This is a genomic window from Peribacillus sp. NPDC101481, from assembly GCF_044767165.1.
In the GTDB taxonomy this organism is placed as follows: Bacteria; Bacillota; Bacilli; order Bacillales; family DSM-1321; genus Peribacillus.
In genome coordinates this window covers 1803248-1817648 of record NZ_JBIWNJ010000002.1, presented here as the reverse complement: position 1 = coordinate 1817648, position 14401 = coordinate 1803248, and the positions used below count along the sequence as shown (strand labels likewise).

Below are 14401 nucleotides of genomic sequence, written 5' to 3'. Positions count from 1 at the left end.
TACTCTGCCAATTCTGGCAGCTCCTGCTGTATGTGAGCTTGAAGGTCCAATCATGACGGGACCGATTATATCGAATGCAGATCTGTATTTCATCGCGATAACCCCCTTTTCTGGGAAAAGATTTGTTTAACAGCCTTAATTATGCCGCTTTTGTTTTTCATTTGCCGAAACGGTCCTAATCTATTAATTATATGAACACGATATAGCCATGAATTGAACCCGTACCTAACTCACAACACTGCGATTGGTGTGGCCCGTCACGGTTACATGTACATAAGCATGGAAAAAGCTATACAAGCAGAGAACAGCAATTGAGCGCTTCAAAGCTTAAAAAAGAGTTTTTTCAACTAATAATAATTTCAGTTATTGAACAGGCGAAAAAGCTAAAAAACTTTTCGATCTTATTATGTTTGTTTATATTGATAATGCTTTGAAATTAGCATTTGAGTGCCTCAATCTACAAATGTACAAAAAAATCAAGCCGTTATTCGTTTTTTGAAATGAATGACTTAAATTCTATCACTCTAACCACGGCAAACTTTTATGGAATGGAATTGATTCGATTTTAATAGAGATTGAGATGTGGGTATTAATATAGGAATGGGAATAAATAGTAATGGTATCCCGTTTGAGATATGACAAAGTATTCCCCAAGGTCGAGTAATTAGTCTTTTTCAAGAGAATTAGTAGAGAAAAACCCTTTGAAATATTGGAAAAATAATAAGTTCTTCAATTATCTATAAATTTAATGTTTATCTTTATCTTTATCTTTGAAGCCATAATATTTTATTCAATCAAACACGATTGTTTTATTGCCATGAATAATAACTCTATCTTCAATATGCCAAGAAACAGCTTGGGCAAGAACCTGTCTTTCTACATGACTTCCGGTAACCTTTAATTCTTCGATTGTATGTCTATGATTAACCCTCTTTACATCTTGCTGAATAATCGGTCCTTCATCAAGATCATTCGTAACATAATGAGCAGTTGCTCCAATTAACTTAACTCCCCGGTTATAGGCCCTCGCATAAGGGTTTGCACCGACAAACGCCGGTAGGAAAGAATGATGAATGTTAATAATTTGATTTGGGAACTCCGATACAAATGCAGGAGAAAGAATTTGCATATATCTAGCCAAGGCAATGAAGTCTACTTTCCCTTTCAATAGATCTAGTGCTTTCTGTTCTGCTTGTTGCTTCGTTTCATGAGCTAAAGGAATATGATAATAAGGGATGTCATAACTTTCAACTATTTTTTTAAAATCAGGATGATTACTGATCACCATCGGGATTTCCACTGGAAGTTCATTCGATTTCCAACGCCATATAAGCTCCATAAGACAGTGATCCATTTTGGATACAAAGATGGCCATTCGTTTTCTTTTATTATTACCGCTTAAGCTCCATTCCATCGCGTAAGCCTGGGCCAACACATGTAAGTCCTCTTCAAGTTTTGCATAGGAAGCATCAAAGTCGTTTAAATCAAATTCGATTCTCATAAAAAACATACCTGATTGTGGATCCGTCGTATGTTGGTCAAAATGAACAACATTTGCTCTGCTTTCTAATAAAAGGTTGGATACAGCCGAGATAATACCTGGTTTTTCTGGACAAGATATTAATAATTTAGCACGGTTTACATTCACTTCTTTATACAATGGAATCTCACCATCCTTTAGATTTGTAATTAAAATATGTAAAAACTTTCAAATTCAGAATGCTGGCCACACAACCGCGATAGGTGTCCAAACAATACTGTCACTACAATTTCATTACTAGTAATCTTGAACTACGGTGAGGGAGGGTGGTAGACCTTAAAATTGACGCTTTCTCTTCCACAATTTCACACCATAAGTTTTCAGAGTGATACTGCCTAATGCCTTGCTTCTCCACCTATCAAATGGTTCACCTCAAGGAAGAAGTATTCAACTCTTCTATTAAGATTATTATAACTATGCGTGTATTTCCTTATCATATACCGCTAGGGCAGCTTCCCCAATTGCTTCCGCTAATGTAGGGTGAGGGTGTATCGTATGCGCAATATCCATAGCTGTTGCATTTAATACACGTGCAAGACCAACTTCTGAAATCATATCGGTTACATGAGGCCCAACCATATGCGCTCCCAACAATTTACAAGACTCTTCTTCAACAACGAGTTTAACAAAACCGTCTGATTCACCAAAAACAAGAGCCTTTCCAATTGCACGGAAGGAGAACTTCCCTGTTTTTACTTGATACCCTTTCTCCCTCGCATCCTCTTCTGTTAACCCAACACTAGCTACCTCCGGGTTACTATATATGCATTTTGAAACAAGAGATTGATCAAGCGGATCAGGGTTTTCTCCTGCCATATGTTCAATTGCGATGATCCCTTCATGTGAAGCAACATGGGCAAGCTGTAATCCTCCAATCACATCTCCAATTGCATAAATGTTTGGCTCATTCGTTTGATAATACTCATTTGTTTGAATAACATGTTCGACTTCAACTTTGGTATTTTCAAGGTGAATGCCTTCTATGTTTGCTAATCTTCCGACAGATACTAATAATTTTTCCGCTGTAAATGTCGTGTCTTTCCCCTTATATTCCGCCTTTATAGAGACACCGTCTCCTTTTTCTAACGATTCTGGAAGCACTTTTGCCCCTGTAACGATTTTTACACCTTTTTTCTTCATTAGTCGCTGTACTTCCTTTGAAATATCCTTATCTTCCGTCGGTAAAATGCGTTCGGCATACTCAATCACAGTCACCTCTAATCCAAAGTCAATAAGCATCGAAGCCCATTCTATTCCAATAACACCGCCGCCAACAATAATGATGGAATTTGGGAGCACTTTCATTTGTAGCGCTTCATCAGATGTCATCACATATTCGCTATCTGCTTCTAGGCCGGGTAATGTCCTTGGACGGGAACCTGTAGCTATTAAAATATTTCGAGGGTTTAATATTGTTTCCCGTTCATCATTATTCAATCTCACTAAAACATCCTTTGGCTGTAAAATACTCCCTTTTCCTTCAAACACATCTATTTTCCCTTTTTTCATTAAATGTTGTACACCTTTAAATAAGCGTTCAGTAATTTCTTCTTTCCTGGCCTGTACTTTTGAGAAATCCAGCCCAACTTCAGGTGCAATAACACCAAATTTATCTGCATTCTTTGCATTGGAATAGACCTCTGCACTTCTTAATAATGCTTTACTTGGAATACAACCTGCATGAAGGCAAGTTCCACCAAGTTTACCTTGTTCAACTACCGCCGTTTTGAATCCTAATTGAGACGCACGTATGGCCGCAACATATCCACCGGTGCCGCCACCGATGATAACAACGTCATATTGTTGATTCACCTAATTCTTCCCCCTTTGGTTTTCGATAGATATGTGGATATTGTAAGAAAACTACTAACTTATTAAACACGATCTCTTCTATTAATAGGTAAACGATCACGATACTTTAATTTATTTCAATGGCACATGCACTGGATGCAAAGCTTTCTCCAACAATAAAGCCACTATCATCTATATAATCAATTTGTGTTTCTTCATCTAAATAGCGTTTTGTAAAATGATCTAATCTAAGCTGAACTCCCTCATATTCAATAATTACATCATTTCTGCGGGGCTCGTCCAATAAGAGGGAGAACTTTACCGACACCCCGCAGCCGCCGGCAATATCAGCGTCAATGCGAGGAATTTGCTTACCTTTACATGTCATTTCCTTCAGTTTATTCATGGCTGCCTCTGTTATTTTTAATTTAGCTATCATCTGCTTCTCCCCTTTCTTAATGGTTTAATGAAAAAAGATTACGCATTAGCTTTAGTTGCACGAACTTGTTCATCTGCGTGATAGGAGGAGCGAACAAGCGGACCGGCTTCGCAATGACTAAACCCTTTTGACATGGCAATGTTTTTCAGTTCTTCAAACTCTTCTGGACTCCAATATTTTTCAACCTTCAAATGTCGTTTAGTCGGCTGCAAGTATTGACCAATAGTCATAATGTCCACATCGTTATCACGAAGATCATCCATTGTTTCCATAATTTCTTCTTTTGTTTCTCCTAGACCAATCATAATGCTTGATTTCGTAGGAATAGTTGAATTCATTTGTTTTGCCCGCCGTAAAAACTCTAATGAACGTTCGTAAGTTGCACGAGCACGAACTTTTTGGGATAAGCGTTTTACTGTTTCAATGTTGTGATTCAATATGTCTGGTCTTGCATCCATTAATGTTTTTAAATTGTCATATTCCCCATTCAGATCCGAGGGGAGAACTTCAATGCTGCAAAATGGATTTTGCCGCCTCACAGCATTTACAGTTTCTGCAAATACCTTTGCTCCGCCATCATTTAAGTCATCACGAGCAACTGCGGTAATCACCACATGCTTTAGGTTCATTTGCTTTACTGATTCTGCGACACGTTCGGGTTCTTCCCAATCTAGCTCTGATGGCAGCCCTGTTTGAACTGCACAGAACCTGCAAGCTCGCGTACATACACTTCCTAAAATCATGAAAGTTGCCGTTTTTCGTACCGCCCAGCATTCATGAATGTTAGGGCATCTCGCTTCTTCACAAACAGTATGAAGTTTTTTTTCACGCATCATTTTCTTTAAGCCAGTATATTGTTCATTCGTATTTAATTTAATTTTAAGCCATTCCGGTTTACGAAGATCTTTGATGGACATTTTATTTCTCACTCCTATGAGAATGTATTTTAGCTTGAAAGAGGTTGTTCAATTGCCTAAAAAAGACCGATAGAGTTTCTCCGTTGCTCTGTCTTTTCAGTTCACCAGACTATTTTCTCCTTGCACCTCTTGGCACTTTTTTCATCCTTTTTAAACATGCTTATGAAACCACCTAGAATGAAATATCGAAATTCATTTCTTCATATTCCATCCTTGGCGGTTCATGTTCATTCATTTATGACGTTACCGTTGCTTCCTCTACTACTTCTTTGGAATAACGCAAGATTGGTTGTCTAGCAGCTTGGACCTCATCCAATCGCCCAATCAATGTAGTATGTGGTGCTTCTAAAACAATCCCTGGGTTTTCTTCCACTTCTTTGGCAATTGTAATCATTACATCCGCAAAAGCATCAAGTGTTTCTTTCGACTCTGTTTCAGTCGGTTCAATCATCAAACATTCTTCAACATTTAATGGGAAATAGATGGTCGGCGGGTGGTAGCCGAAATCTAGCAGGCGTTTTGCTATGTCAAGCGTTCTTACACCCAGCTTTTTCTGATTGGATCCGGATAGGACAAATTCATGCTTGCAAATTTGTGAATAAGGCGCTTCAAAATATGGCTCTAATCTTTTACGAAGATAATTAGCATGAAGCACGGCACTTTCTGATACTTGGCGCAGCCCTTCAGGACCCATCGTGCGAATATAAGTATACGCCCGTAAGAGAATTCCGAAGTTTCCATAATACCCTTTTACCCTTCCGATAGAGTCCGAATAATTCGCGTTCAGCACATATTTATCACCTTCTTTTCCGATGCGCGGTACTGGCAAGTATGGAGTAAGTTTCTCTTTCACACCGACAGGACCTGCTCCTGGGCCGCCACCTCCATGAGGAGTCGTAAACGTTTTGTGAAGATTTAGGTGTACGATGTCAAAGCCCATTTGACCTGGTGTTGTTTTACCTAAAATGGCATTTGCATTCGCTCCGTCATAATATAAAAGGCCCCCTGCGTTATGAACAACCTGAGCGATTTCCACAATTTCTTTTTCAAAAAGTCCAAGGGTATTCGGATTAGTCAGCATAAGCGCAGCTGTATCAGATCCCACATGTTTCTTTAATTCTTCTAAGTCTACTAATCCATTTTTATTGGATGGAATCGTGATCGTTTGAAAACCAGCAACACTTGCACTTGCAGGATTTGTACCGTGCGCTGAGTCTGGAACAAGTACTTTCGTTCTGGTTTCACCTTTTTGAGCATGATACGCTTTAACCATCATTAAACCTGTCCATTCCCCTTGAGCCCCAGCGGATGGCTGTAATGTAACAGCATCCATTCCTGTAATGACCGCTAGCTCTTCCTGTAATTCATATAAAACCTCTAATGCTCCCTGTACTGTTTCAACGGGCTGATAAGGATGAATGCGGCTAAATCCTTCCAAACGTGCCACATCTTCATTTATTTTCGGATTGTACTTCATCGTGCATGAACCCAGAGGATAGAATCCATTATCGATTCCATGGTTTTTATTAGAGAGCGCTGTGTAATGGCGGACAAGCTGCAACTCTGATACTTCTGGCAGCTCAGCAGGTTCGTCACGAATTAAATGCTTTGGAAATTTTTCATTTATATCAACATAATCAACATCACTATCTGGAAGACTTGAGCCCACTCGTCCTGGACGACTTATTTCAAAAATCAACTCATTATATTCAACCATTTACAATCGCCTCCAAAGCATCAACAAATTGGTCAATTTCTTCTTTTGTTCGCTGCTCAGTCACAGCTAGCAGCATTTTATTTTCAAAACCGTAATCACTTTCTAAATCAAATCCACCGATAATACCCGCCTTAAGAAGTTTTGCATTGACTTCCTTTACCGGACGAGGAAGCCCGACAACAAACTCATTGAAGAATGGTGCTTCATTGTATATAGTAAAGCCTTTCTGCTCTAGGGTTTTTGCCATGTAATCAGCTTTCTCAATGTTTAGCTGAGCCATTTGACGAATCCCTTGCTTTCCAAGTGATGTCATACAAATAGAAGAGGCAAGAGCATTTAATGCCTGGTTGGAACAAATATTGGATGAGGCTTTATCACGGCGAATATGCTGTTCACGTGCTTGAAGTGTTAACACAAATCCACGCTTTCCTTTTTCATCTGCTGTTTGGCCTACAATACGTCCTGGGATTTTGCGCATGAGTTTTTTATTTACCGCAAAATAGCCGCAGTGTGGCCCTCCAAAGGACATCGGGATTCCTAATGGCTGCATATCACCTATCACAATATCTGCCCCAATTTTCCCCGGAGCCTGCAAGAGTGCTAGTGCAAGAGGATTGGCGCTTACGATTAAAAGGGCACCTTTTTCTACTGCAATTTTCTTAATTGCATCTATATCCTCAATGGAACCGAAGAAATTTGGATATTGAACAATTACGGCAGCAGTGTCTTTGTCAATTTGTTCTTGAAGCTTCCCTAAATCCGTAATTTCACCGGCAAGATTCACTTCCTCAGCTGTGTATCCCGGACCTGCTGCTACTGTATGTAAAATTGCACGGGATTCAGGATGTACCGCTTTGGATACAAGGACTTTTGAACGTCTTGTAGATGTAACAGCAAGTGATGCAGCTTCTGCAAGTGATGTAAAACCATCGTACATCGAAGAGTTAGCCACATCCATTCCTGTCAACTCACAGACCATCGTTTGAAATTCAAAAATTGCTTGTAATTCACCTTGACTGATTTCCGGTTGGTAAGGTGTATAGGCCGTGTAAAATTCGGAGCGTGAAATCATATGGTTTACCACACTTGGAATGTAGTGATCATATGTACCTGCACCTAGGAAAGTCGGGTAATGATTCGCATTTTTGTTTTTTGTAGCAAGCTGGTTCATTCTTTTCAAAAGAAGCGGTTCAGGAACCGCCTTTGGGATGTTTAGCTCACCCTGCAGCCTAATTTCAGCTGGAATATCTTCAAATAACTCATCTATAGAAGAAATATCTAAAAATGAGAGCATTTCGTCTTTATCTTGTTTCGTATCAGGAAGGTATCTATAAGTGGCTGTCATATTATTCCTCTCCTTCATTAGTAAATGCTTGATACTCATCATCGTTTAGAAGTGAGTCTAGCTCTTCTGGATTGGACATTTCTACTTCGACTAACCACCCTGCTTCAAATGGATGCTCGTTAATTGTCTCTGGGGCACCTTCTAACTCTTCGTTTACAGTAACCACCGTACCTGAAACAGGTGAGTAAAGTTCGGAAACTGCTTTAACTGACTCGATCGTTCCCATCGATTCATTGACTGTTACTTCATCATCAATCTCTGGATTTTCAACAAAGACGATATCACCTAATGCCTTTTGTGCATAATCAGAGATTCCAATACGTACACGATTTCCTTTTAATTGTTGGACCCATTCATGTTCTTTGCTATATCGAAAACTTGATATTACTTTCGTCATTGTATTTTCCTCTTTTCTTTTTGTTTTTTAACTATTGCCATAATTCAGAATATATTTTAGGCAATTTAACTCTTAGGTAATCGATTTCAGGCTGCATGCCAGGTAACGGTAATTGACTTAAGAAAACTACTCGAAAAATCTATTAAAATATTTCCGCTTATCTTTTATAGAATGGTGTATTAACAATAACGGCTTCAATCTGTTTATTTCGGATTTCCACTTTTATCGGCGTACCCACTTCAGCTTGACCGGATGATACCAAGGCAAGACCTAAGCTTTTCTTCAAAGATGGTGATTGTGTTCCTGATGTAACAATACCTATTTCCGCTCCATCTTTAGAAATTACCTTGTAACCATGACGCGGAATCCCACGGCCTGTTACTTCAATTCCTACTAATTTTCGTTTTAATCCAGCTTCTTTTTGTTCTTTAAGAGCAGATTTTCCGATAAAGTCACTTTCTTTATTCGTCTTTACGACAAAGCCGATTCCTGCTTCAAGCGGGCTGATGTCTTTACTTAGTTCTTGGCCATAGAGTGCAAGACGTGCTTCAAGACGAAGCGTATCCCGTGCACCTAGTCCGCATGGTTTTAATCCACTCGTGGCTCCTGCTTCTAAGATCTTTTCCCAAAGTACTGCCGCTTTGTCTGCAGATAAATAAATTTCAAATCCATTTTCTCCTGTGTAACCTGTACGGGATACAAGTACGTCGGTAATCCCAGAGATGTTGACATGCTGGGCGAATTTAAAAGAACCAATTTCTGATAAATCTATTTCCGTTAGCTTTTGCAAAATGCTTTCTGCCTTTGGTCCTTGGATGGCAAGTTGAGCAATGTCTTCTGAAATATTCTGGAGCGCCATCTCTCCTTTTACTTGCTGCTTCATCCATTCGTAATCTTTCTCAATGTTTGCAGCATTAATGACAAGTAGATATTTTTCATTATCTAATTTATAAACTAATAAATCATCGACCGTTCCACCGTCTGGATAACACATTGCGGTATACTGTGCTTGATTGATGCCAAGCTTTGTTACATCGTTTGTAACAAGGTAGTTAATATAACTCTCGGCATCTTTCCCTTCCACAAGTACTTCTCCCATATGGGAAACATCAAAAAGTCCTGCTTGAGTTCGAACAGCTTCATGCTCTTCTAAAATGCTGGTAAATTGAACCGGCAGAGCCCAGCCACCAAAATTTATGACTTTTGCTCCGTATTTTTCATATACTTCAAAAAGCGGTGTTTGCTTTAATGCTGTTTCAATACCCATGGTTTACCCCCAATTATGATTTTCTGCAAAATAGTTCAACTGTTTCCGGTTTCTTTATTGCCAGGAGACATATCTCGCTGCCATGGCCGTTGCTCAGGTTTTCTGCAAAGGCATAATTCCATTAAGCTGTCCCTTTCTTTACACAGTAATTGGCTGTTGAAATAACGGATAACCATCACAAATCCCTTTGGTCGTTTCTCTTGCTTCCTGAAGAACGTCTTTATTCCCTTTACTCTTTAGAACGGTTGCAATCACTTCACCAATTTTCACCATCTCTTCTTTCTTCATGCCTCGAGTTGTTAAAGCTGCTGTCCCCATTCGGATACCGCTCGTAACAAATGGCTTTTCAGGATCATAGGGAATCGTATTTTTATTAACGGTAATGCCTGCGTCTTCCAATAATTTCTCTGCTTCTTTTCCTGTTAAATTCCACGGACGCAAATCTAAAAGGACAATATGATTATCTGTTCCACCAGAAACAAGGGCTGCACCTTCATTTTTTAATGTTTCGCCAAGTGTTGTAGCATTTTCAATGACTTGTTTCGCATAATCTTTAAAGCTTGGTTGTAAAGCTTCGTTGAATGCAACTGCTTTTGCTGCAATGATATGCATAAGTGGACCGCCTTGAATTCCAGGGAATACGGATTTATTAATCGCTTTGATAATTACTTCATCGTTTGTTAAAATGATGCCCCCCCGAGGTCCTCTTAATGTTTTATGAGTTGTACTTGTCACAACATCCGCATATGGGATTGGGGATGGGTGAAGACCAGTAGCTACCAGACCGGCTATATGAGCCATATCCACCATAAGTTTTGCACCAACTTGATCGGCAATTTCTCTAAATCGTGCAAAATTAATCGTTCTTGGATAGGCACTGGTTCCTGCAATAATCAATTTAGGTTTTTCTTTCTTTGCGATAGCTTCCAACTCATCATAATCAATTAACTGAGTATCTTCTCTAACTCCATAGGACACAACTTCAAACCATTTTCCTGAAACGCTGACTGGGCTTCCATGAGTTAAGTGGCCACCATGTGAAAGGTCCATTCCCATCACCTTATCACCAGGCTGAAGCAGTGCGAAAAAAACTGCGAAATTGGCTTGTGCACCTGAGTGAGGCTGAACATTTGCATATTTGGCACCGAAAAGTTTTGTTAGCCGCTCAATAGCCGTTTGTTCTGCCACATCTACAAATTCACACCCACCATAATAGCGCTTTCCTGGATAACCTTCTGCATATTTATTTGTCATCACGCTTCCCATTGCCTCTAATACATCTGGGCTAACAAAGTTCTCTGATGCAATCAACTCCAGTGTTTGATGTTGACGTTGTCCTTCTTTTTCAATCGCTTCAAAAATAGTTAAATCATTTTGATGTAAACTCATTTAAATTTCCTCCTAGACATTTTTATTAATTCTGAATTTTCGTTTAATTACTAATTCCAATATGGTACTAGACACTAAATTTCTTGCCCGCTACAAGCCTGCTTTTCTATAAAACTGTTAAAAATAGTATGCTTTACAACCTTTTTTGCACGCAAAAAAGGACAGAAAAGGGTCGTAGCGTTCTCTACCCTTCTCTGTCCTTTTACCTGAGAGTTTAGCTCCATTTTTTAATAGAGCCTTTCCCCTTTGGTGGCGTATATGTTAATACGCGCTCTCCAGAGGTGCGTCCATTTGTGGTTCCATCTACCTGAGAGATTTGTTCCAAGGGTCTTTTTGGAACTTGCTCCTTCGGTGGCTTGTCGCTTTGCACTCTCCCACAACTGTCATCCGCTTATTCAATTTAGTACATTTAGAATAATTGTTGAGCATAATTATGTCAAGTATTTTTGAAAGCGCTAACAATACTATTCTAAAATATTTATTTCGAATTATCATAAGATCAACCAGATATCTTTGTTTTTTTAAAACGGACAGATTTTTTACTCACCGAGTTGGAAAATATGGAGCGGCAACTATCTGGACAAACACCGCAAATAGAATCAAAGGATTTCTTGACTCTTAATTCCCCGCTATCTCTCTCTGATTCGCCTGATCCACCTTCGTTTTGCCCATCTTATAAATCGCAATCAGCATAATGAACCATACAGGTGTAACGAATAAGGCAACACGAGTGTCGTCCGCAAGTGCAAGAACCACAAGGACGAACGCTAGGAAAGCAAGGATCAAGTAATTGGAAATTGGATAAAGTGGTAATTTAAATTTGTTCTTTTTCACTAGATCTGGCCTTGTTTTACGGTATTTCAAATGACTGATGACTGTAATTCCCCAAATAAAGATGAAACATACTGTAGAAATACTTGTAATCAAGGTAAATACACCTTCAGGCATTAAATAGTTCAAAACAACGGAAATTAAAATGACAACAGTTGAAAAGAACAATGCATTGGAAGGTACTTTTCGGTCATTAAGTTTTGCAAACGGTACAGGTGCATTTTTATCTTTGGCAAGTGAATATACCATCCGGCTTGTACTGAAGATTGCGCTGTTACATGCCGAAGCAGCCGATGTTAGGACGACAAAATTAACGATACCAGCTGCACCAGCGATACCTACAGCCACAAATACTTGGACGAATGGGCTTTCCGTTGGGATGATTGCGTTCCACGGATAAACACTCATAATGACAATAAGTGCGCCAATGTAGAAAATTATAATCCGAATAGGAATATTATTGATCGCTTTGGGGATAACTTTTTCTGGATTTTCTGTTTCACCTGCTGTAAGTCCTACAAGTTCAATGCCCACAAACGCAAACACTACCATCTGGAATGAGAGGACAAAACCATTTATTCCATTTGGGAACATCCCTTCGTGTCTCCATAGATTCGTGAAACTTGCTGCGCCTGAATCAGTGGAAAAGCCTTTAATAATCATGAAAATACCGATAACAATTAGTGCTAGGATAGCGATGACCTTAATTAATGCGAACCAGAATTCCATTTCGCCAAAAAGTTTTACGGTTGCAAGATTCATAAATAGCAGAATGACTAGTGCAATTAATCCTGGCATCCATTGCGGTACGGAAGGAAACCAATACTGAGTATAAAGACCAACTGCCGTTAAGTCGGCCATTGCGATTGAAATCCAGCAAAACCAGTAGGTCCAGCCGGTTACAAATGCAGCCATATTACCTAAATAGTCTCTTACAAAGTCAACAAAGGAATGATAGTTCAAATTAGATAAGAGCAGTTCTCCAAGTGCGCGCATGATTAAGAAGCAAATGATGCCTGTAATCATGTAAGCAAATAGAATTGATGGCCCGGCTAAATGAATAGATTTTCCTGCCCCAAGAAATAATCCCGTTCCGATTGCCCCTCCAATAGCTATGAGTTGTACGTGCCTGTTTTTTAGCCCTCTATCCAACTTTTGTTCCTGCATACGATTTCCCACCTTCTACTTTTTTAGGCTACTTGGAATTTTCCCCTTTTAAAGGGTCAGCCTTTCAATGAGTGTGAATTAATAGCGTACTGGAGACTGCCTCACCGATGTAAGCGTTTTCTTTGATGGGTACTGGATATAGATTTTTAAACTAAAGCTACCAACCATTTTTGAAAATATAGCATTAATTGTACAAATCAAAGGATAGATCATTTATCTACAGATCTCAATTAACACTCCTCTCTTTTTATCTTCCCAAGTACAAAAAAGGGCAGAGGAAAGATAGGTATTTTCCTACCTTCCTCTGTCCTTTTACCTGAGAGTTTAACTCCTTCGGTGGCCTATGGCTCTCTTCAGAGACGCGTCCAATTGTAGTCCTTTTACCTGAGAGATTAGTTCCTGCTTTTATAGGATTTGCTCCTTCGGTGCTAAACATTGTTTAGACTCTCCCACAATCATCATCCGCTGATATAAAGTTGTTTTAATAGTTGTATATTATCGGTTTTTAATGGATGTTTCAATGATTATCTGAAAAAACTATATTTTCTGAAATCTAAAAATGGACAAATTTGAACTTTATGATCAGGATATTTTAGAGGTTATTAGCTATGAAAAATCAAGCTTATTAGCAGCTTTTCTATGTTGTTAGAATCCCAAACACGCTTATGTATATGCAAAAATATCGGCATTTTTCGATTGACAATACGGCAAAATTCAAAGCCGGGAGAGGAAATAATATCTATAGTTTTAACATAATTGATGTATGGAAAAAGAGAAAATTCGAGACTCGTGAAATTCCTTGCAGCAGTAAAGATTGTCTAGGAGCTTCCTCCCTAAGTTCAACAGTATTTTCAGAAGCCTGCTCTTCTTTAGCAACTTCCTCTTTGTCCCCACCACCAACTGTATTAGCTATGATGACAAATGCTAGAACCCATCCCCACCACTTCTTTGGCTTCTTTAGCTTGAGTTTCTTTTCCTTAACCATTTTAACCTTATACCCCCTTTACAGTTTTTCTGACGGACTGATGTAAACAAAAATAGAATAACATAATCTGGGTCAATAGGGTTTATATATATCATCACGTATCCATTTTCACAATGCTTGACGTGTTAACGAAACCATTCCCGATTCATTTTACCAGCTTCTTTTAAAACATATTCATAAAGTATGATCAAATCTATATATACTTATTATTTTTGTATATTTCTTTTATAGATAGTAAGATATTTCACTAACAAATATTCACATCAAAAAAGGGAGGTGAATACTCAACTTAGCAAGTAAATATACCATTCGAAAGAAGTTTTGCTTTAAAATAGAAAAAGTCATTGGAGCTCATAGCAACAATGACTTTATTATATAATCACTTTTCTAATATAAAAAATGAATTCCATTAATCGTTAAATAGGAATAAAGAATGTCTTAAACAATTTTTTTTAGTAAATCATATAATTTAAATATACTCGTTCTAATTCCTTTGGTTTAACAGATGTATTATAAGGCATATAAAGAGAAAGTCCCAAGTACTTAAATAGATGCGCTGTATACCTGTAAACAATGCTTCAGAAAACCATAAAGCTTTTGAAAAATAATTTTCTTC

General features: G+C 38.6%; 11 protein-coding genes, 1 pseudogene and 3 riboswitches. All 12 genes and pseudogenes read right to left on the bottom strand.

All coding sequences use genetic code 11. From position 1 onward, the window contains the following. A pseudogene (locus ACIROD_RS18720) lies at positions 1-93 on the bottom strand (L-serine ammonia-lyase, iron-sulfur-dependent subunit beta); the annotation flags it as partial. A gap of 697 nt (positions 94-790) precedes the next feature. After that, complete coding sequence (purU, locus tag ACIROD_RS18715; RefSeq protein WP_402942856.1) at positions 791-1660, bottom strand: formyltetrahydrofolate deformylase; 870 nt, start codon at positions 1658-1660, stop codon at positions 791-793. 294 nt (positions 1661-1954) lie between these two features. After that, positions 1955-3352: a dihydrolipoyl dehydrogenase gene (lpdA, locus tag ACIROD_RS18710; protein ID WP_402942853.1), complete on the bottom strand. Its 1398-nt coding sequence runs from the start codon at positions 3350-3352 to the stop codon at positions 1955-1957. A gap of 106 nt (positions 3353-3458) precedes the next feature. Further along, a complete protein-coding gene (locus ACIROD_RS18705; protein ID WP_101222135.1) occupies positions 3459-3770 on the bottom strand; it encodes an iron-sulfur cluster biosynthesis family protein in 312 nt (103 codons plus the stop codon). 38 nt (positions 3771-3808) lie between these two features. Next, a complete protein-coding gene (gene lipA / locus ACIROD_RS18700; protein WP_402942850.1) occupies positions 3809-4687 on the bottom strand; it encodes a lipoyl synthase in 879 nt (292 codons plus the stop codon). 235 nt (positions 4688-4922) lie between these two features. Further along, positions 4923-6404, bottom strand: coding sequence for an aminomethyl-transferring glycine dehydrogenase subunit GcvPB (gene gcvPB, locus ACIROD_RS18695; RefSeq protein ID WP_402942847.1), 1482 nt, complete (start codon positions 6402-6404; stop codon positions 4923-4925). Then, positions 6397-7749, bottom strand: a complete 1353-nt coding sequence (gcvPA, locus tag ACIROD_RS18690) for an aminomethyl-transferring glycine dehydrogenase subunit GcvPA (protein ID WP_101222132.1) — start codon at positions 7747-7749, stop codon at positions 6397-6399. The genes gcvPB and gcvPA overlap by 8 nt, the downstream gene beginning before the upstream one ends. 1 nt (position 7750) lies before the next feature. Then, positions 7751-8146, bottom strand: a complete 396-nt coding sequence (gene gcvH, locus ACIROD_RS18685; protein ID WP_402942844.1) for a glycine cleavage system protein GcvH — start codon at positions 8144-8146, stop codon at positions 7751-7753. A gap of 157 nt (positions 8147-8303) precedes the next feature. After that, a complete protein-coding gene (gene gcvT, locus ACIROD_RS18680; protein ID WP_402942841.1) occupies positions 8304-9413 on the bottom strand; it encodes a glycine cleavage system aminomethyltransferase GcvT in 1110 nt (369 codons plus the stop codon). A 138-nt stretch (positions 9414-9551) separates the two neighbouring features. Then, complete coding sequence (glyA, locus tag ACIROD_RS18675) at positions 9552-10802, bottom strand: serine hydroxymethyltransferase (RefSeq protein ID WP_101222129.1); 1251 nt, start codon at positions 10800-10802, stop codon at positions 9552-9554. Between the two features lie 184 nt (positions 10803-10986). Beyond that, positions 10987-11091: riboswitch (glycine riboswitch) on the bottom strand. Between the two features lie 329 nt (positions 11092-11420). After that, on the bottom strand, positions 11421-12800 hold the full coding sequence (locus ACIROD_RS18670) for an amino acid permease (RefSeq protein ID WP_402942837.1): 1380 nt from the start codon (positions 12798-12800) through the stop codon (positions 11421-11423). A gap of 302 nt (positions 12801-13102) precedes the next feature. Further along, positions 13103-13159: riboswitch (glycine riboswitch) on the bottom strand. 3 nt (positions 13160-13162) lie between these two features. Next, a riboswitch (glycine riboswitch) is annotated at positions 13163-13262 on the bottom strand. A 277-nt stretch (positions 13263-13539) separates the two neighbouring features. Next, complete coding sequence (locus tag ACIROD_RS18665) at positions 13540-13785, bottom strand: hypothetical protein (protein WP_101222127.1); 246 nt, start codon at positions 13783-13785, stop codon at positions 13540-13542. Positions 13786-14401 lie beyond the last annotated feature (616 nt).